The organism is Halobacillus karajensis (assembly GCF_900108515.1).
Classification (GTDB): domain Bacteria; phylum Bacillota; class Bacilli; order Bacillales; family Halobacillaceae; genus Halobacillus; species Halobacillus karajensis.
On the sequence record NZ_FNWW01000006.1, the window covers coordinates 221,800 to 244,309 of the forward strand.

Annotated in this window: 21 protein-coding genes; 15 read left to right on the plus strand and 6 right to left on the minus strand. The window is 42.3% G+C overall.

Annotation, left to right across the window (positions count from 1 at the left end; translation table 11 throughout):
• The first annotated feature begins 7 nt into the window (after positions 1–7).
• The 5 genes from BLW54_RS14085 (at position 8) to BLW54_RS14105 (ending at position 5,961) form a co-directional block, all read left to right on the plus strand.
• Entirely contained in the window at positions 8–1,417 is a 1,410-nt protein-coding gene (locus BLW54_RS14085; RefSeq protein ID WP_051744221.1) for an NAD(P)-dependent oxidoreductase, read from the plus strand.
• Entirely contained in the window at positions 1,405–2,691 is a 1,287-nt protein-coding gene (gene preA / locus BLW54_RS14090; RefSeq protein ID WP_035510788.1) for an NAD-dependent dihydropyrimidine dehydrogenase subunit PreA, read from the plus strand. The genes BLW54_RS14085 and preA overlap by 13 nt, the downstream gene beginning before the upstream one ends.
• A 17-nt stretch (positions 2,692–2,708) precedes the next feature.
• Positions 2,709–4,124: a dihydropyrimidinase gene (gene hydA, locus BLW54_RS14095; protein ID WP_035510253.1), complete on the plus strand. Its 1,416-nt coding sequence runs from the start codon at positions 2,709–2,711 to the stop codon at positions 4,122–4,124.
• 91 nt (positions 4,125–4,215) lie between these two features.
• Positions 4,216–5,709: an NCS1 family transporter gene (locus BLW54_RS14100; RefSeq protein WP_035510254.1), complete on the plus strand. Its 1,494-nt coding sequence runs from the start codon at positions 4,216–4,218 to the stop codon at positions 5,707–5,709.
• A gap of 15 nt (positions 5,710–5,724) precedes the next feature.
• On the plus strand, positions 5,725–5,961 hold the full coding sequence (locus tag BLW54_RS14105) for a hypothetical protein (RefSeq protein ID WP_035510256.1): 237 nt from the start codon (positions 5,725–5,727) through the stop codon (positions 5,959–5,961).
• Positions 5,962–6,037: 76 nt separating this feature from the next.
• Here the strand turns inward: BLW54_RS14105 and BLW54_RS14110 are convergent, their stop codons facing one another.
• Complete coding sequence (locus tag BLW54_RS14110) at positions 6,038–6,364, minus strand: ArsR/SmtB family transcription factor (RefSeq protein ID WP_035510258.1); 327 nt, start codon at positions 6,362–6,364, stop codon at positions 6,038–6,040.
• Complete coding sequence (locus BLW54_RS14115) at positions 6,361–6,798, minus strand: SRPBCC family protein (protein WP_244153519.1); 438 nt, start codon at positions 6,796–6,798, stop codon at positions 6,361–6,363. Before BLW54_RS14115 ends, BLW54_RS14110 begins: the two co-directional genes overlap by 4 nt.
• A 156-nt stretch (positions 6,799–6,954) precedes the next feature.
• Here BLW54_RS14115 and BLW54_RS14120 point away from each other — a divergent pair, with 156 nt between their 5' ends.
• From BLW54_RS14120 to BLW54_RS14135, 4 genes are all read left to right on the plus strand, one after another.
• Entirely contained in the window at positions 6,955–8,541 is a 1,587-nt protein-coding gene (locus tag BLW54_RS14120) for a PucR family transcriptional regulator (RefSeq protein ID WP_035510261.1), read from the plus strand.
• A gap of 290 nt (positions 8,542–8,831) precedes the next feature.
• On the plus strand, positions 8,832–10,172 hold the full coding sequence (locus tag BLW54_RS14125; RefSeq protein WP_074735242.1) for an aspartate aminotransferase family protein: 1,341 nt from the start codon (positions 8,832–8,834) through the stop codon (positions 10,170–10,172).
• 21 nt (positions 10,173–10,193) lie between these two features.
• Entirely contained in the window at positions 10,194–11,327 is a 1,134-nt protein-coding gene (ald, locus tag BLW54_RS14130; protein ID WP_074735244.1) for an alanine dehydrogenase, read from the plus strand.
• Between the two features lie 257 nt (positions 11,328–11,584).
• Complete coding sequence (locus BLW54_RS14135) at positions 11,585–11,839, plus strand: phage holin family protein (protein WP_035510264.1); 255 nt, start codon at positions 11,585–11,587, stop codon at positions 11,837–11,839.
• Between the two features lie 123 nt (positions 11,840–11,962).
• On the opposite strand, the gene rlmN is transcribed toward BLW54_RS14135, so the two are convergent.
• The 3 genes from rlmN to BLW54_RS14150 form a co-directional block, all read right to left on the minus strand.
• Positions 11,963–13,048 (minus strand): dual-specificity RNA methyltransferase RlmN, encoded by a 1,086-nt coding sequence (gene rlmN, locus BLW54_RS14140; RefSeq protein ID WP_035510266.1) that lies wholly within the window; start codon positions 13,046–13,048, stop codon positions 11,963–11,965.
• Between the two features lie 329 nt (positions 13,049–13,377).
• Positions 13,378–15,057, minus strand: a complete 1,680-nt coding sequence (locus tag BLW54_RS14145; RefSeq protein WP_074735246.1) for a serine hydrolase domain-containing protein — start codon at positions 15,055–15,057, stop codon at positions 13,378–13,380.
• A gap of 346 nt (positions 15,058–15,403) precedes the next feature.
• Positions 15,404–16,231 carry a thermonuclease family protein gene (locus BLW54_RS14150; RefSeq protein WP_074735248.1) on the minus strand — a complete coding sequence of 276 codons (828 nt, stop codon included), beginning with the start codon at positions 16,229–16,231 and terminating at the stop codon, positions 15,404–15,406.
• Positions 16,232–16,584: 353 nt separating this feature from the next.
• Between BLW54_RS14150 and BLW54_RS14155 the strand changes: the two genes are divergently transcribed.
• The 5 genes from BLW54_RS14155 to BLW54_RS14175 all read left to right on the plus strand — a co-directional run bounded on the left by BLW54_RS14155 (position 16,585) and on the right by BLW54_RS14175 (position 20,131).
• The gene (locus BLW54_RS14155; RefSeq protein WP_035510269.1) at positions 16,585–16,824 is read left to right on the plus strand and encodes a ferredoxin family protein; all 240 of its coding nucleotides are present in this window, start codon (positions 16,585–16,587) and stop codon (positions 16,822–16,824) included.
• 114 nt (positions 16,825–16,938) lie between these two features.
• Positions 16,939–17,529 (plus strand): helix-turn-helix domain-containing protein, encoded by a 591-nt coding sequence (locus BLW54_RS14160; protein WP_074735250.1) that lies wholly within the window; start codon positions 16,939–16,941, stop codon positions 17,527–17,529.
• Between the two features lie 9 nt (positions 17,530–17,538).
• On the plus strand, positions 17,539–18,699 hold the full coding sequence (gene rodA, locus BLW54_RS14165) for a rod shape-determining protein RodA (RefSeq protein ID WP_035510273.1): 1,161 nt from the start codon (positions 17,539–17,541) through the stop codon (positions 18,697–18,699).
• Positions 18,700–18,715: 16 nt separating this feature from the next.
• Complete coding sequence (ftsW, locus tag BLW54_RS14170; protein ID WP_074735252.1) at positions 18,716–19,912, plus strand: putative lipid II flippase FtsW; 1,197 nt, start codon at positions 18,716–18,718, stop codon at positions 19,910–19,912.
• A gap of 30 nt (positions 19,913–19,942) precedes the next feature.
• Positions 19,943–20,131 carry a hypothetical protein gene (locus BLW54_RS14175; protein ID WP_035510275.1) on the plus strand — a complete coding sequence of 63 codons (189 nt, stop codon included), beginning with the start codon at positions 19,943–19,945 and terminating at the stop codon, positions 20,129–20,131.
• A 410-nt stretch (positions 20,132–20,541) separates the two neighbouring features.
• On the opposite strand, the gene BLW54_RS14180 is transcribed toward BLW54_RS14175, so the two are convergent.
• Entirely contained in the window at positions 20,542–20,658 is a 117-nt protein-coding gene (locus BLW54_RS14180) for a YjcZ family sporulation protein (protein ID WP_074735254.1), read from the minus strand.
• A 595-nt stretch (positions 20,659–21,253) separates the two neighbouring features.
• Here BLW54_RS14180 and ilvE point away from each other — a divergent pair.
• Positions 21,254–22,156 carry a branched-chain-amino-acid transaminase gene (gene ilvE / locus BLW54_RS14185; protein WP_035510278.1) on the plus strand — a complete coding sequence of 301 codons (903 nt, stop codon included), beginning with the start codon at positions 21,254–21,256 and terminating at the stop codon, positions 22,154–22,156.
• Positions 22,157–22,510 lie beyond the last annotated feature (354 nt).

The following is a 22,510-nucleotide window of genomic DNA, read 5'->3' on the forward strand; positions in this document are numbered from 1 at the left end:
AAACACCTTGACTCAGTTAAAGAGCAAAGGCATTTCACTAGAAAATTTGAAGGGAAACTTTGAGGAAGTCCATGAGGGGTTGAACGCTCAGGAAGCGATGGAGGAATCCAATCGTTGTTTATATTGTTACGATGCTCCATGTATTAAGGCCTGTCCGACAAGTATTGATATTCCGAAGTTTATAAAGAAAATTGCTTCCGGTAACTTAAAGGGATCTGCCAAAACAATTATGTCTTCAAACCCGGTTGGAGCCACATGCGCACGCGTGTGCCCCACTGAAGAATTGTGTGAAGGGGCTTGTGTTTTAAATCATTCAACTGAACCCATTTTAATTGGAGATTTACAACGCTTTGCGACAGATTGGGCCATTAAGAATGAACAGCTTCTATTTAAACCAGGGAAGAAAAATGGCAAGAAGGTCGCTGTTGTTGGAGGAGGACCTGCTGGATTGTCCGCAGCAAGGGAATTGGCCCGCTTTGGTTATGAGGTAACGATTTTTGAAGCTGAAGAAGAAGCAGGCGGGCTTGATACTTATGGGATTGTATCATTCCGTCTTCCTCAGGACATTTCTCGGTGGGAAGTTGACCAAGTCGAAAAGCTGGATGTAGAAATTCGAACGAATACACGTGTTGGGACAGATGTTTCCTTCGATGAATTAACGAATGAATACGATTCGATTGTGTTGACGATTGGCATGGGAAATGTTCCGATGCTTGGAATCGAGGGGGAAAACTTAGAGGGGGTCCATGATGCGATTGAGTTTGTAAAAAGTACTAAATCAGGACCAATAACGGAGGAATTATTAGGGAAGAAAGTAGTCGTGGTCGGGGCTGGAAACACGGCTATTGATGCAGCTACATGTGCCGCTCGCAAAGGGGCAGGAGATGTAAAAATCGTCTACCGTCGTACTAGAAATGAAATGACCGCATATGAGTTCGAATACGATTTTGCCAAACAAGACGATGTTGAATTTAACTGGCTAACCCAACCTGTTGAAATTATCGGGGACGAAAATGGTAAGGTTACGCACCTTAAATGTGTGAAGATGGCCCTTGGCGATCCAGATGAAGATGGGAGAAGAAGGCCTGCTCCTGTGAAAGGTTCTGAATTTGTGATAGAAGTCGATGCTGTGATTAAAGCGATCGGTCAGTCGCGATATACAGATTTAATAGAAGGATTTGGATTAGACCACGATCATGGCGTGGTGAAAGTGGATCCGGAAACATTACAAACATCGAATCCGAAAATTTTTGCTGCAGGTGATGTGATCTTTGCCAAAGGTCAAGGGGAGGCAATGGTTGTTACAGCAGCTCAGCAAGGGAAAGAAGCGGCTATGGCCATTCATAAGGAGCTGGCACCTGAACCAACGAACACATATCATCCATTCAACAAGGAGGAACATACATGGCTGACTTAAGTTTGAATCTTGCAGGGATCAAATCACCGAACCCTTTTTGGCTCGCGTCTGCACCTCCGACAAACTCTGGGTATCAGGTGCAGCGGGCTTTTGAAGCAGGCTGGGGCGGGGCCGTTTGGAAAACGCTTGGCGAACCGATCTTGAACGTTTCGTCTCGCTTTGCTGCTGTTGATTTTAATGGGAAGAATGTCGCTGGGTTTAATAACATTGAACTCATTACAGATCGGCCTCTGGAAGTGAATCTTAAGGAAATTTATGAAACGAAGAAGAAATATCCAAACCATGCAATTATTGCTTCATTAATGGTTGAACCGACACAGGAAAAGTGGCACGAAATTGTCAAGAAAGTGGAGGATGTCGGGGTTGATGGACTTGAACTGAACTTCGGGTGTCCCCATGGAATGGCTGAACGCGGTATGGGCGCAGCATCAGGGCAAGTGCCAGAACTTGTAGAGAAGCAGACGATGTGGGCGAAAGAAGTAGCACAAACACCTGTAATCGTTAAACTAACTCCGAATATTACAGATATTACTTTTACGGCTGAAGCAGCTGTCAATGGCGGAGCAGATGCGGTAAGCATGATTAATACTATTAACAGCCTGGCTGGTGTTGACCTTGATTCATGGGATACCGTACCTAATGTGGCGGGGAAAGGAGCGCATGGGGGGTATTGTGGTCCTGCGGTGAAACCAATCGCTTTGAATATGGTAGCTGAATGTGCCCGCCATCCGAAAATCAATGTTCCGATCTCAGGTATGGGCGGTGTATCCAGTTGGAGAGAAGCTGTGGAGTTTATGCTGATGGGAGCGACTGGTGTTCAAGTATGTACAGCTGCGATGCACCATGGCTTCAGCATCGTTGAAGATATGATAGAGGGACTGGACAACTACCTCGAGGATAAAGGGATGGACTCAGTCATGGACATTGTCGGCAAGTCCGTAGAGAAGTACTCCGATTGGGGAAACTTGGATCTGAACCATCAGGTTGTTGCTAAGATCAATAATGAGGTGTGCATCAATTGTAATAAGTGCCACATTGCTTGTGAAGATACCTCCCACCAATGTATCGATATGTTGAAGGACGCGGAGGGCAATGACATTCTTAAGGTTCGTGAAGAAGATTGTGTCGGATGTAACTTATGCAGCATCGTTTGTCCGGTTGACGGTGCAATTGATATGGTCGAATATGCCAACGGCAAACCTCCGATGACGTGGAATGAGAGACAAGCTGCCATCGGGGCTGCTTCTTCCTGTGATGTCAATTTAATCAAATAGATCCATGGAGGGATAAAATGAAGAAAATCATTAAAAATGGAACGATCGTTACGGCGGCGGATACGTACAAAGCAGATATCCTCATTGAAAATGAAAAAATCGCTCTGATTGGTCAAGATTTGACTGATCCTGCAGCAGAAGTTGTAGAGGCTGAAGGGAATTATATTTTCCCGGGTGGGATTGATCCACACACTCACCTAGAAATGCCGTTCGGCGGAACAGTTAGTAAAGACGACTTTGAAACAGGTACGATTGCAGCTGCCCATGGGGGTACAACGACAGTTATTGATTTTTGTCTGACTGATAAAGGAAAGCCACTTCAGGATTCCATCGATAAGTGGCACGCAAAATCTCACGATAAATCGGTCATCGATTACAGTTTCCATTTAATGATTGGTGAGATGAATGATAGTGTCCTTGAGCAACTTCCTAGCGTGATTGAAGATGAAGGTATTACCTCTTTTAAAGTATTTATGGCTTATAAGAATGTCTTTCAGGCTGACGATGGTACACTTTTCAGGACGTTAGAAGAAGCTAAAAAACTAGGCGCTCTAGTGATGGTCCACGCCGAAAACGGAGATGTGATTGATCATCTAGTCAATAAAGCGCTGGAAGCTGGACAAACAGACCCTATCTATCATGCCCTGACTCGTCCGCCAGAAGTGGAAGGGGAAGCCACAGGCCGTGCAGCAGAGTTGACAGGGCTTGCTGATTCGCAATTATACGTCGTTCATGTCACGTGTGAAGAAGCTGTGGAAGCTATTGCGAAGGCAAGGAAGAAAGGATACAACGTGATGGGTGAGACGTGTCCTCAATACTTGGTTCTTGATCAAAGCTACATGGAGAAGCCGAATTTTGAAGGGGCTAAGTATGTGTGGTCACCGCCTCTTCGCGAAAAATATCATCAGGATAAATTGTGGAAGGCTCTAAAAACGGGTGATCTGCAAACCCTTGGTTCCGATCAATGTTCCTTCGATTTTAAAGGGCAAAAAGATTTAGGGAAAGGGGATTTCACGAAGATTCCAAATGGCGGACCGATCATTGAAGACCGTGTAAGTATCCTTTTTTCAGAGGGGGTAAAAAAAGGTAGAATTACTCTTAATGAATTTGTAGATATTACGTCTACGAAAATTGCGAAAACCTTCGGCTTGTTCCCACAAAAGGGAACCATCTCTGTTGGTGCTGATGCGGACCTAGTTATTTTTGATCCGAATGTGGAACGTACCATCTCTGTGGAAAGCAGTCATATGGCGGCTGATTACAATCCGTTCGAAGGCATGAAGGTGACCGGTCAGCCGATCAGCGTGTTGTCCCGTGGGGACTTTGTTATTAAAAATAAAGAATTCGTTGGCGAACTTGGCAAAGGAAACTATTTGAAACGTTCTCGTTATGGCGAACTCACATCCTCCAAAGAAGAACTTTATCAGAAGTAACCTGTCCGTGTGCTATGGAATGTAGGCTGCCTCGCTATCTTGTAAGCAGGCAGCCTTTTCAAAAACAGGTATAGGTAGGAGGAGTCCAAGGATGGACAAAAAAAAGAATCATTTGATGTCACCGGATTTAATGCCGATTCCGCATAGTGAGAAGAAAATCAGTACTTTGGGTTTTACCTTCATGTGGGTAGGAATGGCTGTCGTACTCGCAGCATTTGCCATAGGCGGGGCAGGCGTTCAGGAAATATCGTTAGGATGGGTTGTCTTAGGGACATTATTAGGAACGATATTAATTGGGCTTGCAATTACAGTCACGGCGGATATCGGCATTGAACACGGGATATCTTTTCCCGTTTACATGCGGGCACCATTTGGTACTGTCGGTACGCATTTCCCTTCAGTTGTAAGGGGAGTAGCAGCTTCTATGTGGTTTGGAATTAATACTTTTTTTGGCTCCACAGCAATCAATGGAATTTTAAACATTTTATTTGGATTTGATAATTGGTTTGTTTGTTATCTTCTTTTTGCTTTATTCCAACTTTTTAATACCGCATTGGGGATAAAAGCGGTAGAGAAGTTTGCCGATTTGGCAGCCCCGATCATTATTCTTATCGGTGTTTGGATGTACTTCACATTAGCAGGATCAGCTGCAGAACAAGGAAGAGATATTTGGGCATGGGTGGAAAGCCCTGTGACAGGTGGAGCTGCCTTTACAGCCTTTATTATCGTTGTAGTTGGTAACATGGGATATTGGGCCACTCTGGCCGCCGATATTTCCTCGATCTCCCGCTTCATCAAAGCCCCGAAACATGAACGGAACTGGATTAAAAGAAATAAAGGAGCACTTGTCGGGAGCCTCGTAGCATTGCCCCTGACTCAAACGTTCATCGTCGTTCTTGGAGCGGTTTCCTACATTGCCGTATCAAATTTCGATCCAGTGGTCGCTCTTCAGGAATCAGCAAGTGGACTTGTACTGGGCATTCTTTTGTTAATGATTGTTCTTGCCCAATGGTCGACAAACGTATCAGCGAATATTGTGCCTGCTGCAACGATCTTTTCGAATGTGGGAGGTCCGAAGCTTCCCTTTTGGGCTGGTGTTTTCATCGCTGGTCTTGTTGGGACATTGATTCAGCCGTGGAGTGTATTCAATCTTTTGATTCCTGTTCTACTTATTGCCGCCGCCATTCTTTCAGTTATTGTAGGGATTATATTCGCCGACTATTATTTATTAAGGAAACGGAGAATGAATGTATACGACTTGTATAACCAAGAGGGACAATTCCGCTATGACAGAGGAGTAAACTGGGCTGGTATCATTTCCTGGGTAATCGGCAGTGTTTTTGCTTATATTTTTTCGACCTATTCTTTCTTTGTCGGTTTTGGAATTGGGGCTCTTTGTTATTATCTGCTCGCTAAACACTGGTATTTTAAGAAACATCCCCAGGCGGAGATCGATGATCCTAGTGATGATGAATATCTTGGTATTACCGTCGGCCGTGATTGGGTAATTGGAGAAAAGTATGCGGAAGAGAAGCTTGGACGCAAAACTGGAACAGAAGGAACGAAGCAAAAATTAGATGCGTAAAGGAGAGGTAGAGAGATGTCTGATCATCGTGAATTTGAAGCAGAACGGGAAAAAATCGACTTCTTATTAGAAAAAGGGTATGTGATTAAAGGGGTAACGGAAAATCTGAGCGGGGCGTTTCTGGAGTTTGAATATAAAGGAAATGAACATGATCAACCGGGAAAAGAACGATTGCATATCCTGCATCCGGATAGTAGAAAATATTTTTCTACTATTTTGGTACAGCAACAGAAAAAGCAAGGTGTGAAATAGGAAGTACAAAAGAGAGGGGAGGCAGGGAATGCTCCTCTCTTTTTGGTGATGAGCTGATTTCGTTTAAATCGTAACTCTAGTAATCTTCTTTATTTTCCACCATGTGTGTAAGCATGGAAAGTTTATTATCCCAGAATTGCTCGAAGTAGGAGATCCATTCTTTAATTTCTAATAATTGAGCAGGCTGAAGAGAGTATATCTTCTCACGTCCTGATTTATGGTGGCTGACCAACTCGGCTTCGGATAGCACAAGGAGATGTTTGACCACTGCCGTTCGACTAAAAGAAAAGTGTTCACTAATTTCTTTTATAGAGGCATCCCTTTTGGCTAATAGCTCCATCATTTTTCTCCTTGAGGGATCGGCAATTGCCTGGTAAACATCATGTGTTAAAGCTTCGCTCATCCGTTTTCTACTACCTTCCGCAATCTTTCGTTCACAATGCTCTCCCACCCCTTATTCATAGTATGACGAGTATCCAAACGAGTCTTTCCAGTTGGATGCATTTTCTCCTCTGGATCTCCCCAGCCGGCGTGGATTAGGGTGAATGCTGTTTGATCATTTTCTACCTCCTGTAAGGTGAAATGGATGAGCCATCCTTGATTTCCCCAGGTAAAGGATAATTCATATGGGGGGTCCACCGTTATGACTTTACAATGGGAGGTTTCAAAAGGAGTTTCTATATAAAATTCATGGCCCTCCACCGCTTTAAAATCGTTAGGCATAAACCATTCAGCCATTCCTTTTGAAGTAGAGACAGCCTTCCATACTTTTTCTACAGGGGCTTGAAAAATCACTTGTTTTTTTATTTCTGGTACGGATTGGTGGTTACTCATCATTACCTCCTAAATATAACACCATATAGTTTCATTTCAATCGTAACACCAAAAGGTTATATATGTCTAATAGATCGAAGGGAAACTTTTTGTAAGGAAATCTCACGATATATTAGATTTTTCTGAAATTTTGTTGTACTTTAAAAGAGGGGTCTTTCAATGAACGAACACATGTCGATTGAAAATATCCTGAAAAGGACACATTTCAAATCAGCAGAAGTTATTGCAGGTCGGACGGGGACCGACCGACTGGTTAAATGGGTTCATGTGTTTGAAGTGATCGAAGTTAGAAGGAACCTTAAAGGGGGAGAGCTCGTTCTTTCGACTGGATTTGGTTGGAAAGATGATGATAAGCTTTTTCTTCGTCTATTGGAACAATTAATTGATAGAAACGTGGCTGGGATATGCATTGAGCTTGGAAGTTTTGTTGATTACATATGTGATGAGGCTATTGCTCTGGCAGATGCGCATGGATTTCCCATCATCCTTTTTCATGAAGAAGTATCCTTCGTGGAAATTACACAGGATATTCATGCAGACTTAATCAATCAGCAATATGAGCTCATTACAAATCTGGAAGATTACTCGCAAAGACTGAACAAACGCTTATTATCCATTGATAATTACTTTGATATCCTTAAAAACTTGCAACAATACCTCAACTGTCAACTCGTTTATATAGCTAAGGATCATACGGTGGTTACGCTTCCTGCTTTGCGGGAAAAGGAACGTGAGGAAATACTGGCAGAGTTGAGCGGCCCTCGTTTATTCTCAAAGAGAGTGCTTAAACAGCCTGTTCAAGTGTTTGAACGAGAGTTTGCGAATATTTACTTATTGTCCAATTACCGGGATTTCGGTGAATTTGAGCGGTTACTGCTTGATAGAACTGCTACTGCACTGGCTCAATATTTACTCCGTGAGTTGTATACAGAAGAGAAAAGAAAGGTAAAAGAGGCTGAATGGCTTTCAGAATGGCTTCAGGGGGATCATGAGGAAGAGGAAATACGTGACCGGCTTGCTGTTTATAAATTAGATAAAACCGTTAGTGGGGCTATCGTGCTTACCATCAAACTGAATATGGTGGACAGACAATACCCAAATCCTGATGTAACTTACTTGAATATGCTCGTTCATAATATTTTTGACCAGAATGGTTATTATGTATTTCCTGTAGAGAAACGGCATCAACTGACGTTCATCTTGCTGAATCGTAAGGGAGAAGAAGATTGGAAGAAACGGGTCAAACGTGGGGTTGAACGATTGAAAAAAATAAGCCTCCTTAACGATACAAGTATTTCATCCTTCCAAATTGCTGGTGGGAAGTATGTAAAGAGGCTTCATAAGCTTCATGAAAGTTATCAAACCGCTGAGGAAACGCTGACACTTCAAGAAAAGCTTCCGGAGGACCAATTCAAGTTTTTTTATGATGACTTGCACATGTACCGTTTGATTTCATTGGTTCACCAACATAGTAACTTAGATGGGCTTGTCGAAGAGTATTTAGGGCCGATCATAAGCTACGATGAAAAAAATAACACAAGCCTCCTTGAGACTTTGAGGGTTTATTTGGCTTGTAATGGATCCAAAAAAGAAACCGCTTCCAAAATATTTGTTGTACGCCAAACGCTTTATCACAGGTTGGAAAAGCTTGAAAAACTGCTGGGGCCGGATTTTATGGAATGCGAAAAAAGACAGGTCATCGAGTTTGCTCTTCTTGCCTATGAATACCAGAGAGCTGTTCATTAAGATTATTCACTTATTCGTTTTCGGATAAGTGTCTCTTTTATGTAAGGGTCTATTTTTATATTTCAAACCTGGTCGAAGTGACCTGATTATAGGATGGATTTATTCCATTTCCTGAAGGCCTCCTGTTTGAGGCAGGAGAGATTGTCCAACGTTCTTTTCTGTGATTTTGCTTCTATTGTCATTATGTGAAAGAGAAGTGTTCATGGTTTGACACAATGTCTAATGAAAGTTCCTGCCTCATGTTAGATAATTGAGATAATTCAAAAAAGAACTTTAAGGAGGTCTCTCCGTTGACTAAAGCTGATGTGAAAAGTGAAATGCTTTCCAAAGATGAGAAATATGTATGGCATTCAATGAAACCGTATAATCCCCAAGCTACGATGGTAGGAAAGAATGCAAAGGGATCCTGGATTACAGATATCGACGGACATCAATACCTTGATGCAATGTCAGGGCTTTGGTGTGTCAATGTTGGATATGGCCGGGAAGAGCTTGCACAAGCTGCATATGAACAAATAAAAGATTTATCCTACATGCCCCTTACTCAAAGCCATGAGGCAGCGATTAAATTAGGGGAAAAAATTAATCAGATGATCGGGGATGACTATGTCATCTTTTTCTCAAACAGTGGATCGGAAGCCAACGAAGCTGCTTTTAAAATGGTTCGTCAGTATCATCAGCAAAAGGGAGACCATTACCGCACTAAATTCATTTCTAGATATAGAGCCTATCATGGAAATTCGGCAAGTGCATTAGCGGCTACAGGTCAAGCGCAAAGAAAATATAAATATGAGCCGCTTGGACAGGGATTCCTCCATGTTGCTCCTCCGGATGAATATCGTAATAACCATAGTGAAAAAGACCGGTGGGGCGCGAAGGAAATGGATAATGTGATGACATGGGAGTACAGGGAAACCATTGCTGGAGTTATTATGGAGCCGATTATTACAGGAGGCGGGGTTATTGTTCCTCCTGAACCATACATGAAAGAAGTCAAAGAGATTTGTGAGAAGCACGGAGCGCTAATGATCGTAGATGAAGTCATCTGTGGATTCGGGCGTACCGGGAAGCCTTTTGGATTTATGAATTATGGAATTAAGCCGGATATAATTACGATGGCGAAAGGGATTACGAGTGCTTATCTCCCACTCTCAGCTACAGCAGTAAAACGTGACATTTATGAAGCTTTTTGTGGTGATGATTCGTATGATTTTTTCCGTCATATTAATACGTTTGGAGGGCATCCAGCCGCCTGTGCTGTAGCATTAAAAAATATTGAGATTATGGAAAAAGAAAACCTTTTCGAACGTTCTCGTCTGCTAGGGGAAACGATCCTCAATGATTTAGGCAATCGACTGCAGAATCATAAGAATGTTGGGCATGTAAGAGGAAAAGGGCTGTTGATCGGCATTGAGATGGTGGAAGATCAACAATCTAAAGAACCACTGGCCGTTGAAAAAGTGAATCAAATAATCGGCTATTGTAAGGAAAAAGGTGTAATTATTGGAAAGAACGGAATGACAGTCGCAGGATTTAACAATGTTTTGACACTGGCACCCCCGTTATCTATTGAAGAAGAGGATGTCACCCTTTTATTAGACACAGTCGTGGAGGCGATTCAATCCGTTTGACTTTGATAGGAGGAAGGGACCTTGCGTATAGGGATTCCAAAAGAAATAAAGAACAATGAAAACCGTGTGGCCATCACTCCTGCAGGGGCTGTTCATTTAATCAATGAAGGGCATGAAGTTTTTTTAGAGACGGATGCAGGGGAACATTCGGGATTTTCCAATCATCAGTATGAAGAAGTGGGCGTCAAAATAGTTGAGACAGCTGCGGAGGCCTGGGCGCAACAGATGGTACTGAAGGTAAAAGAGCCGCTGGCTGAAGAGTATAGGTATTTTTATGAGGGACTTATTTTGTTTACGTATTTGCATCTTGCGGCTGATGAGGAATTGACGAAAGCTTTACAAGAGAAAAAAGTCGTTGCTATTTCTTATGAAACGGTCCAGGCATCAAATGGATCCCTGCCATTGCTTACGCCGATGAGCGAGGTAGCTGGTAGAATGGCCGCTCAAAAAGGCGCGCAATATTTAGAACGTATGTATGGTGGGAAAGGAATTCTTCTTGGAGGAGTTCCTGGTGTGAAGCGTGGAAAAGTAACCATTATTGGAGGAGGGGTTGTTGGTACTAACGCAGCGAAAATCGCTGTTGGCTTGGGAGCCGATGTCACCATTATCGACCTCAGCCCAGAGCGTCTCAGGCAGCTCGATGATATTTTTGGTCTTTCTATTCATACACTTACCTCGAATCCTTTGAACTTGAGGGAGGCAATTCGTGAATCAGATGTCGTCATAGGTGCGGTGCTTATTCCTGGTGCAAAGGCTCCTAAACTTGTGAGTGAGGACATGGTTAAATCGATGAGGAAAGGGAGTGTCATTGTGGATGTGGCCGTTGATCAGGGAGGGATTGTTGAAACGGTGAATCATGTCACTACACACGATGATCCAACTTATACGAAGCATGGAGTTGTTCATTATGCGGTAGGGAATATGCCTGGTGCAGTCCCACAGACGTCAACCATCGGCCTGACCAATGTAACAATTCCATACGCGGTTCAAATTGCCAATAAGGGATTTGAAAAAGCATGCGTGGATAATGCAGCCTTGTTAAAAGGGGTCAATGTTGTGCACGGGAGTATAACCTATAGAGAGGTGGCAGAAGCTCATAACCTTGATTATTTAGACGTTGAAAAGGCAATGGGATTTAAAACGTTCATATCCTAAAAGAAATGACGGTCTTCTTCATTAAAAGGAGGCCGTTATTTTTATGCAGTTAGGTATACATGAAAAAATAAATTCATGAATACGATTGGAATAAGTGTTTTGTTCTTTAGGAGACAGAGATCGAATGATGGAAATGATCGTGCTAGGTTCCTCCTGCTGTAATGCATTCCACGTGTCTTGAAGGGGAGTGATGATCAGAGAAAGTTTACTTGAAAATCACGATCATTGACAGGACCTATTTTAAGGAGGTGTGCACCATGGATTTTCTTACAGACTTCACCCCCTATGCTGGTCTTGCTGTGTTGTTGTATGCAGTGAGGCAGACGAACAAGGTTTCGAACCGGTACATTCCGATTATTGCAGTTGTATTAGGAATAGCTTTTGCTTATTGGCAGCAAGGTATTTCACCGGGGACAACGGTAGAGGGATTAAAATACGCACTGCTTGGGATTGGTACGGTCGCAGGTGTGAAGTATTTCTTAGAAAAACAGGCGGAGGAACAGAAAGGTTAGAAGGAGTGCTATATTGTCCCCTTTTAAGACCGCACCTTTAAGTGTTTTAGGTAAAAGCTATTCCCATGAAAGAATGGAATAGATGAAGGTATAAAAAAAGCACGAGGTCTGAGCCTCGTGCTTTTAGTTCGTTTGCATTTTTTTCTTTTTGCGAGCTTTTTCTTTTTCGATTTGTTTACTGCGCAATTGACCGCAAGCTGCATCGATATCAGTCCCGTGTTCTGTACGTACACCGCACTTAATTCCTCTGTCCATCAGCGTCTGATAGAACGTAAGGATCGATTCTTTTTCACTTCGCTCATAAGGGTGGTCAGCGACAGGGTTGTAGGGAATCAAGTTGACATAAGATAGGTGTCGTTTATCTTTCAACAAGTCCGCTAGTTCTTCTGCTTCTTTCTTATGGTCGTTGACATCTTTAAGCAAAATGTACTCAAAGGTAATTCGGCGATTGGTTTTTTCGAGATAATAGTCAATCGCAGGCATTAATTTCTCGAGGGGATAGGCACGGTTAATCTTCATAATTTTCGTTCGCAGTTCGTTGTTTGGTGCATGAATGGATAGAGCCAAGTTAATTTGGATGCCCTCATCAGCAAATTCATACATTTTTGGAGCAATCCCACTTGTAGATACAGTAATATGGCGGGCACCAATGGAAAGTCCTTTTTTATCATTCACGACTTTCAGGAAGTTAATTAAATGATCGTAGTTATCAAAAGGCTCGCCAATTCCCATCACAACGATATGGCTGACACGCTCGTTGTTTCCTTGACCATCTAAATGCTGTTGAACTTGCATGATTTGCTCTACAATTTCACCGCTGGTAAGGTCACGGTTTTTACGCAAAATGCCACTCGCACAGAATGAACAGCCAATGTTACAGCCGACCTGTGTGGTCACACATACAGATAAGCCATAGTTAAAACGCATCAATACGGTTTCAATAACATTCCCGTCCTGCAACTTAAAAAGAAATTTAACTGTCCCGTCCTTAGATTCCTGCTTAATTTCCTCTGATAACGTCCCGATTGTGAAGTTTTCAGTAAGCAGGTCAATACAGGATTGGTTCACATTTTTCATTTGTGAAAAGTCTGTCACACGTTTCTGGTAGAGCCAGTCCCAGACTTGTTTGGAGCGAAACTTTTTCTCTCCATGATCGATAAGCCAATCTGTCAGTTGTTCAAATGTCAATCCGTAAATGGATCGTTTCATAAATACGCTCCTCTTTAAAAAAAATCGCTATTCCAATAATAATCGATATAAGAGACATAAACAACCAGAAAGCGAATGTTATAATTTTACAAAAATAGCTGTACGGAATGTATATACAAAGGTATTTGAAAAGAACCCCTCATCCATTCATTAGATGTAAAAGAGTGTTCTTCCCGCAAGGATAGAGAGGAATATAGGATTTCCGTTCGTGTTTCTTTTTAAAAAGCGTAATCGATGATGACTTTCCTTAAAGCCAGGAGAAAGGGCTGCTTTTCTTTAGTATGACAATAGAAAAGCTCAGAGCATTTCTATTTGCTCTGAGCCTTTTATTAATAGGACCGCTTTTGCCAAGAATCACTGGAGGGTTCGATTTCTTTTCCATCCCATTTTAACTGATCTACGTACCAGCCACGACTGTTGACACTTCCATCTGTTTTATAGGTGAAGCGGATATGGGTGGTATCCGAAGGAAGTGGAACATTTTTAGACACCCATCCGTTACTGTCGCCGGTATAGGTTTCAAGGGTCGTCCATGTTTCTCCATCTTTGCTCACCTGTAGTTCCCCTAGGTCGTAACTATCTTCCATTTCATGCCATGTGTTAAAAGATAGGGAAGCATCACCAGGTTCAATTTCCGCTATTAAATGTTTTTCCTCATGATCTCCATAACCCGCATGCCATGGTTCAGCTTTTTTGTCCATTTGGACTGGAATGGCATCAGCCACTTTGCGGGCAAATTCTCTCCTTGTTGGGGAGGTAGACACTGTTTCCCGTGTTGGATGCACTCGGTTTGTCAAAAGGATGGCAATCGTGTCGTTCGCAGGGTTCACCACGATCGATGTTCCAGTATACCCTGTGTGTCCGTAAGTACCAGGGCTGGAGAGGGCATCCATGTACCAGCCTTGGTGAAGTTCCCATCCAAGTCCATGATTGTCCCCCGGGAATTCAGGTATTCGATTTTCTGTTAGTAATTGAACGGTTTCAGGCTTGAGGATTCGTTTGTTCCCATATTCACCATCCATTAAAAACATGTGGGCTAATTTAGCGAGGTCGCTCGCTGTAGAGAATACCCCAGCATGACCGGCAACGCCGTCCAGAGACCAGGCGCTTTCGTCATGGACTTCTCCCCATACGAGTCCGCGATTGGCCCATGGCTGTTCCTCCGTTGCAGCAATTCTATGTTTTAAGTGATCATCTGGATTATACATTGTGTCGTTCATGTGGAGGGGAGCTGTGATTTCTTGTTTGACGAATTCATCAAGGCGCATCCCTGACAGGCGTTCGACTAATGCTCCGAGAGTGATCATGTTGAGGTCGCTGTAGGTGTAGGTGGAGCCTGGTTCATTTTCAAGAGGGTGTTGAAAAACATGCTGAAGACGGTCATTCCTGTCTCCTTCAACTGTGTAAAGCGGGATCCAGGGTTTAAATCCGCTGGTATGAGTCATGAGCTGTTCAATCGTCACGTCTTCTTTTCCATTTGCGGCAAACTCCGGGATGTGTTTGGCGACAGGATCATTTAATTTAAACTTCCCGTCTTCATATAAAATCATGGCCGCCGTCGTAGTGAAAATTTTACTAATAGAGGCAAGATCAAATATTGTATCTTCTTTCATTGGTATAGGATTTTCGGATTCTGTAAAGTTATCATCCTTGTATTTTAGTGCATATCCATAGGCTTGTTGTTTAACGATATGTCCCCTTCGTGCTACATAAGCAACCGCTCCTGGCATGACTTTGTCTTCTATTGCATTTTGTAGGAGATTATCGATTTTCTTTAAGGGTTCTGCTCTCATGCCGGCACCTCGTATGGAACCTGGGTGAAGAACGGGAGAAGATGGTCCTGGCTGATCCCAGGAAAAAACGGGATGAACACTACTGGGAGACGAATGGGCATTTCCTTTCAATCCTTTCTCTATGTTGGGTCCTGGGGTGGCGAAATTTGTGGTGGGGGTAAATATAGTGGCTCCTAAAGCAGTTGTCAATATAATAGATACGGCTTTCTTTTTCATTTCATACCTCCTTCTTTGATAATATAAGCATACGAGTTTTATCAACTAGTCGTCTATACCACTTTAGTAGGAATGGAAAAAACAGACTTAGGTGGAAAGGATTATAGAATGATAGGGTAGTGGATTGGTTTTCTTAAAAATAGAGCGAGGCGGGTTTCAATAGAGGTATCCTCATGGTCCAATCATGTTTCAATGGCTCATTGCCGCAGGAAAGAGAAGATATGTTCAAATAATCGTTTGAAAATAATGGAAATGGGAATGATCCTAGGCAGGAATCGTTTCCTGGTTATTCCCATCTCCTATTAAAAAAGGAAGGACTACGTTGTCCCGTAAGTCCTCCTTCCGTTTATAAACTTTCACAAACTATACCGTCGTTATCATTTCCATCAAGCCTGTGCGGATCCTCTTTTGGACCACCGGCTGCTTCATAAAAGGCTTGGGCTTCTTCCTGTGAAGAGAAATCGCTGCAATCCCGGTCCGATCCATAAGGGTCATAGGGGAGGTTCCCTTTATCATCTGTAGAAGCTGGTTCTTCATTTATAGGTGCTTCCTCCAGGAATCCGTCTTCTGTGACATAGCCATCAATACTCCAGACCCCTTTTTCCTGCTGTTGTGCCCTTGATTCCGCTTCCTGCATGGAATCCGCGTGTGTATAGGGCGGGTTATAGACATAAGCGTACCGCGCCAATCCTTTCTCTAAAAGTTGCTGGTTGAAGTTTTCACCATCTACCCACACATAAGCCAGTAATCGGTCGTATTTGTCCCGTTTTGGTCCATCATATTCGATTCGTACTTCTTTATTGTCTAATTTTTGTTTAGCAAAATGACTGGCCTCTGGGCCAAAAGGCTGAACGGGTTTATTTGGATGTACAGTCTCCGGCGTATCCACAAGTAGGAGACGTACGCGTTCTTCTTTGCCATTTATTTGAATGTCGATGGTGTCCCCATCGACAACGTTTGTAACAATGGCTTTGACAACTTCTGCTTCTTTTGATGCATCCTTCGTTTTTTTTAATTGATTTTCTTCTTTTTCTGTATTTAACTTCTCTTGTTGTTCGATGTGGTCATTCGACTTTTCGGCAGGTTGGGTTTCTGTCGCACAACTTGTCAAAAGGGGAAAGAGCATCACTAGCACGAGAAGGAGCCAATAAACAGGGCGGTTCCAAGGTGTCATAGTCTCACTCCTTTGATGAATAAAAACACGAACGGAGCACGCGTTTGAAAGCTTCTTCATATTTTACTATTCTCTAATTTCCATGTCTGTGAGTAAAATAGATCATACAGTTGATTTCTTGTGAAGCTAGTCTTATTAAGCAGGTTTCGTTCGAAAGCCGAGTCAAGTTCTTTTGAATTTTTTCACCAAAGTGTAATTAGCCCCGTCCCCATCCCGATTAATCCGATTCTAGCCATCTTTCATTCTGTTTTTCTGGGATATAAGTAACCAATTTTTCTCTACTGTTCCTTATTGACAAAAGGGGCTGTTTTTCGAGACACTAGATTTATTAAAGGAATAGGGAGAGAGTACCTATGGCATTTGTCATTACACAACCTTGCCAAGGCGAACAAGCCGGCGAATGCGTCGACGTTTGTCCTGTCGATTGTATTGAAAAGGGAGAGGATCAGTATTATATCAACCCTGATTTATGTATTGACTGCGGAGCGTGTGTATCCGTATGTCCGGTAGATGCTATTGTGGAAGAGTATGAGCTGATGCCTGAAGAAGAACCCTACTTAGAAAAAGCCGAAAAGTTCTTTGGCCATATATAAAATAAGAAGGACTGTCCATAGACGACAGTCCTTCTTATTGACCCGAGTGTTGACATTTTGTCAACACTCGGGTAATTTGTAATTAAGAAACTAGGAAAATAGGGAGGAAATAGAGTGGAAGAATCACTAGGCATATGGTTGAAACAAACCTTGAAAGATCGAAAGTTATCTATGAGGAAATTTAGTGAACAGACAGGTGTAGATGTGGCTACCATCTCCAAAATAGTAAGTGGAAAAAGAAAAGCAAACCTTCAACACTTACAAACGTTTTCGAAAACATTAAACCTCCCACTGAAAGAGTTACTGGTGAGAGCTGGAATTGAAGAAGAGGAAAAAGATGATTTGCTCAATATTGAACAATTTGTGGGTGGGGAACACCTAAGTAAAAAAGAAGTGGAACGTAAGCTGTCTTCCTATGAAAAATTATCTGAAACAGACAAAGGGCGAAGGACAGTGTTGGAGAATTTTGTATATAAGCTTAAGGAAGTGGGGAGCATGGGACCTCCTCTCACTACACTTGAAACCATGTATGAACGTTTTAAGGAGAAGCAAGGATCCAAAAAAGAATTGGCTTTGATGGGAAGCGCTCTTCTGTATTTCATTTTTACTGTGGATGTGGTCCCTGATTATGTCTTTCCTCTGGGCTATGTTGATGATGCAGTGGCTATTCAAACCGTTATCCACATGCTTTCCGTTAAGCAATAGGGCGACATGATGAAGCAGAAAGATTTATCGTTAGACTCTACACTCCTGGTGGTCCTCTTGGGATTATTATCCTTCAGCCTTCTATCGGTATACAGTGGATCTGGACAATATGTTCAAGAACAGCCTTTTTATTTTGTGATTCGACAATTGATTTGGTACGCGATTGGTGCAGCGTTGATGTTAGGTTTGGCTTACTTTGACTATGAATTATTGACAAGGTGGGCTTTCCCTCTCTATCTAGCAAGTCTTTCGCTTCTTTTCCTTGTACCGTTCATTGGAATAACGAAAAATGGATCCCAAAGATGGATTAGTTTAGGAGTGTTTGATCTTCAACCGTCGGAGTTTATGAAGATCACATTAATTTTGTGTTTAGCCCATTTATTTCAAAAAATGGGACAAGAGAAGCTCCCCTTTGGTCGAAGTGTTTTACCAACGCTCAAAGGCCTCTTATATATATTGGTCCCAGCAGCGCTTGTTCTCTTACAGCCGGATTTAGGCTCTTCTTTAATGATCTTGGCTGCTGGAGGAATTGTTCTTTTTGTTTCCAACATCTCTACTAAAATGATTTCTTTGTTACTGACAATAGGGACTTCAGTATTCGTAGGACTCGTATGGATGTATGTGCATGCTTACGACACGTTTACCTCTATTTTTAAACCTCACCAACTTGGGCGTATTTATGGCTGGCTGAACCCTCAACAATTTGCCTCAGGTTACGGATACCAATTGAAACAATCCATATTAGGTATTGGCTCGGGGCAGTTAGTAGGAAAAGGGATAACAGGGGGAGACCAGGTACAAAGCGGCCGGGTTCCTGAAGCCCACACGGATTTCATTTTCGCTGTCATAGGGGAAGAGTTAGGATTTATGGGGGCAAGCTTATTAATTTGTTTGTATTTCTTATTGATTTATCGAATTATGACAATTGCTTTTCGAGCGAATGACTTGTTTGGTGTTTATATTTGTGTAGGTACCATTGGGTTGATTGCTTTTCAAGTCTTCCAGAATATTGGAATGACGATTGGCCTCATGCCTATTACAGGTCTGGCGTTACCTTTTATCAGCTATGGGGGGAGTGCCTTGTTGACCAATATGATGGCTCTTGGTTTAGTTTTTAGTGTACATCGTCACTCAAAGGCGTATTGGTTTGGGCAAAAGCCCATGAGATAAAGGGGGCGAATTTTTGATGATGAAAAAGGTAAGGTCTATGGATATGTCTTTCATAGTCGTCCTCCTAATGTTTGCTATATTCGGGCTTATCATGGTGTATAGTTCGAGTTATTCTTTAGGTTCGAGAATGTATGAAAATCATGAATACTTCTATCGAAAACAAAAGACTTGGTTTTTGACTGGCGGTGTTTTATTTGTTGCAGCCGCTTTGATTCCCATTCGCTGGCTGAAAAGATGGAGTCCCTTTCTTGTGCTGATTTCTTTTATCCTTCTCCTTCTAGTATTGGTTCCTGGAATCGGAGTGGAACGGAATCATTCCCAACGATGGTTAGCTGTGGGGGGGATGCTATTCCAACCAACTGAAATGATAAAGTTGTTTATGTTGATCTACTTCGCCTTTATCTACGCAAAGAAACAAAGCTACATAGACAAGTTCAAAGAAGGCGTTTTTCCTCCGTTGATTATTTTAGGTGCTGTGTTTCTGCTTATACTCCAGCAACCGGATTTGGGTTCAGCGTCATTAATCCTGTTATCATGCGGAGTGATTGTGCTTGCAGCAGGTGTTAGAAAAAGACATTTATTTATGCTTGTAAGTATAGCAGGGATAGGAATGGCAAGCTTTGCTCTATCCTCTCCTTATCGAGTGAAGCGGCTGACATCCTATTTAAATCCATTCGATGACCCTACCGGAGATGGGTTTCAACTCCTCCACGGTTATATGGCAATCGCCTCTGGTGGGTTGAATGGGAATGGTCTAGGAAGCGGTACTCAGAAGCTTGGATATTTGCCTGAAGCTCACACTGATTTTATTATGGCTGTCATTATCGAAGAATTAGGAATCATTGGTGTTGCTATTGTTATTGGTACATACCTTTACATTATGCTTAAAGGCGTGAAGATTGCACATCAGACCCAAACGGTTTTTGGGAAGCTCTTAGCCCTGGGGTTGACATTTCAATTGTTGATCCAGGCGGTTTTCAATTTAGGCGCGGTATCGGGCTTGCTTCCGATTACCGGAATCACGTTACCTTTTGTTAGTTATGGAGGATCATCCTTAGTAGTAACATTCATATCCGCAGGGCTCCTTATTAACTTATCATCTGTTCCAAACCGAAAGATCGTTCAGTCATCTATTAAGAAACCCGAGGCTGCTAAAAAAAAGAAAGATCGATTCAAAAAAGGGATTAGGGGTAAAGATGTAGAAAGAACATAGTATTACAATCTTTGTTCAGGAGTTGATTGAATGATCATATCTGTTTATCCCCCCGAAAATTCTTATCAAGACAGGTACGTTTTGATAGATCAGTTAAGGGAATTAGGTTACACAGAGGATGCCTTTGGTAAGAGAACGATCGAAATGACTTTACCAGAGTTGCAGCAGATTACCATCAACTTGGAGTATAAAAAAGAATGTGCATGGAGGGTTGAATGAAAGTCAGAGACTTGTTCGGCTTTCTTAAGGATGGGGAGACCGGCATTTATCGAAGAATGAATGTCAGCCCCATAAAAGAAGGATATACATGATAGGAAGGTAATAAAGGATAGATAAAAAAACCAGAGCATAGGTACGCTCTGGCATGAAAAGAGGGAGACATCCTACAGGTAGAGTGTCTAATGGAAAATGCCTTGCCTCCATTACACCCATTCCTGCACAAGGAAAATTATGTCATCCCTTTTCTAATATTTAAAGATAACGAACAATGAACCAGAAGGTGGTGAATACCTCTGGTTCTTTTTTTGCACATCTATACAGCACAGCGAAAAGATCATCTTGAACTGTCTGTTCTGTTTGTGTGTAAACCCACTTGGAACGGGTAAAGAAAGTTCACACATTCAGCTCTATTAGTTATAAAAAGAAGCTCCTACGATAATCAAAAGGATGAACAATACAACGATCAATACGAAAGAGCTTCCGTATCCGCTTCCGCCGCCGTATCCACAGCCACCATACCAGCTCATATTTTCCACCACCTTTTTTAACCTATACGACACATTATGTGATGACGAGTTGTAAAGGAAGGGCGGATGACTAGTTAGGCAAAATCTCTTTATAAACGTCCTTATGTCTCCATTAAATTCCCAACTGTCCCCCGGATGTTTTAAGATGTCTATTCCTCTGTAAAACCAATCAATCTTACATATTTTGGCTTCCTAACACCGTAATCAATCATGAATGAATGGTCATCCGCCCTCCAGTAAATTCTTCCGCTTTCTCTGTAATTATTTACTCCACGGAGATAAAAAAGAAAAAAATAAAAGAGAAAAACGAACAAGAAGTCAAGCCACACAAGGGTGTAAGCGCTTCACTATAAAATTGAATGTTTCGAGTCTTCAGAAAATTTGCTGAAAACCTGTTGACCTTCCTGTGAAATGGGTTTAAAGTAGTCCTCAATCAACCACATCGATCACATTCAATCGTTTGGTTGGTTCGTGCGAAAGACCTGAGATTGGACCCTGAAAATGTAAGAACACTCCTTACCAAAAGGGTCCACATTTTCTTTATCATTCTTTATTGATTTTAAACATTAAACTATAAAAGAAAGGAGTGCTGAGAATGAGCAGCCAATGGATTTATATGAGCGGCGAATATGTGAAAAAAGAAGAGGCCGTTATTTCCGTTTATGATCATGGTTTCTTATATGGAGATGGGGTGTTCGAAGGAATTCGCGTTTATGAAGGCAACATTTTCAAGCTTGATGAACATCTGAAACGCCTTTACGATTCAGCGAAGTCAATCATGCTCGATATCCCATATAACAAGGAGGACCTTGAAGAGATTATTGCGGAAACCGTCCGCCGCAACCAGTTGGAGACCGCCTACATTCGTGTCGTTGTTTCCAGAGGCAAAGGTAATTTGGGTCTTGACCCAACCAGCTGTGCAAATCCTCGTTTGGTTGTCATTGCTGAAGCACTCGCTTTGTTTCCGAAAGAATTATATGAACGCGGGGTCCGGCTTGCATCGGTTTCAAGCCGAAGAAATAGGCCGGATGTGTTACCGCCACAAGTGAAATCCTTGAACTATCTGAATAACATTCTCGTGAAAATGGAAGCCAATCAGGCAGGTGTTGATGAAGCACTTATGTTGAACGACCAAGGGTACGTGACAGAAGGGTCCGCTGATAATATCTTTATCGTAAAGAATGGAACGATCTTCACACCACCGACCTATTTAGGAGCCCTTGAAGGTATTACTCGAAATGCCATCATCGATTTAGCAGAGGAAAAAGGGTACAAATTAAAGGAACAACCATTTACGAGACATGATGTGTATGTAGCAGACGAAGTTTTTCTAACAGGAACAGCAGCAGAAGTTATCGCAGTTGTAGAAGTGGATCAACGTAAAATTGGCGATGGAAAACCTGGAGTCGTCACTAATCATTTGCTTTCAGAGTTCAGAAAAGTAACAACCACTGACGGATACAAAGTGTACAGCAAAGACCAAGCGCATGTAAGTTGAAATAGAGCATGTAGAGCAGAGCTTTTAGTTGAGGCCATTAAAAATTGAATCATTTGAACACGATGATAGGAATAAAGGAATAAGTTCTTGTATTCCCAGAGAGCCGGGGTTGCTGGAAGCCCGGAAATACATCTTATTCTGACATCATCCTTGAGTGTCCGCGCTGAACGTGAATCTAGTAGGCGGGACCAGGTGTTTCACCGCACCTGTTATCAAAAGGAGTTGATTAGACTCCATGAGGTGAAGCTTAAATAGCTTCACGAATGAGGGTGGTACCGTGGAAGTAAAGAGAGACCTTTTCACCCCTCACATTCTTACAACACTGCTGTGTGTATGGAATATGAGGAGGAAGAA

Coding starts and splice junctions, on each gene's coding strand:
- BLW54_RS14110 (WP_035510258.1), bottom strand. CDS start 6,364: ATGAGCGAAGCTTTAACACATGATGTTTACCAGGCAATTGCCGATCCC.
- rodA (WP_035510273.1), top strand. CDS start 17,539: ATGAAGCAGAAAGATTTATCGTTAGACTCTACACTCCTGGTGGTCCTC.
- ftsW (WP_074735252.1), top strand. CDS start 18,716: ATGATGAAAAAGGTAAGGTCTATGGATATGTCTTTCATAGTCGTCCTC.
- BLW54_RS14120 (WP_035510261.1), top strand. CDS start 6,955: ATGAACGAACACATGTCGATTGAAAATATCCTGAAAAGGACACATTTC.
- BLW54_RS14155 (WP_035510269.1), top strand. CDS start 16,585: ATGGCATTTGTCATTACACAACCTTGCCAAGGCGAACAAGCCGGCGAA.
- rlmN (WP_035510266.1), bottom strand. CDS start 13,048: ATGAAACGATCCATTTACGGATTGACATTTGAACAACTGACAGATTGG.
- BLW54_RS14175 (WP_035510275.1), top strand. CDS start 19,943: ATGATCATATCTGTTTATCCCCCCGAAAATTCTTATCAAGACAGGTAC.
- BLW54_RS14180 (WP_074735254.1), bottom strand. CDS start 20,658: ATGAGCTGGTATGGTGGCTGTGGATACGGCGGCGGAAGCGGATACGGA.
- ilvE (WP_035510278.1), top strand. CDS start 21,254: ATGAGCAGCCAATGGATTTATATGAGCGGCGAATATGTGAAAAAAGAA.
- BLW54_RS14100 (WP_035510254.1), top strand. CDS start 4,216: ATGGACAAAAAAAAGAATCATTTGATGTCACCGGATTTAATGCCGATT.
- hydA (WP_035510253.1), top strand. CDS start 2,709: ATGAAGAAAATCATTAAAAATGGAACGATCGTTACGGCGGCGGATACG.
- BLW54_RS14135 (WP_035510264.1), top strand. CDS start 11,585: ATGGATTTTCTTACAGACTTCACCCCCTATGCTGGTCTTGCTGTGTTG.
- BLW54_RS14150 (WP_074735248.1), bottom strand. CDS start 16,231: ATGACACCTTGGAACCGCCCTGTTTATTGGCTCCTTCTCGTGCTAGTG.
- BLW54_RS14115 (WP_244153519.1), bottom strand. CDS start 6,798: ATGATGAGTAACCACCAATCCGTACCAGAAATAAAAAAACAAGTGATT.
- BLW54_RS14145 (WP_074735246.1), bottom strand. CDS start 15,057: ATGAAAAAGAAAGCCGTATCTATTATATTGACAACTGCTTTAGGAGCC.
- BLW54_RS14105 (WP_035510256.1), top strand. CDS start 5,725: ATGTCTGATCATCGTGAATTTGAAGCAGAACGGGAAAAAATCGACTTC.
- preA (WP_035510788.1), top strand. CDS start 1,405: ATGGCTGACTTAAGTTTGAATCTTGCAGGGATCAAATCACCGAACCCT.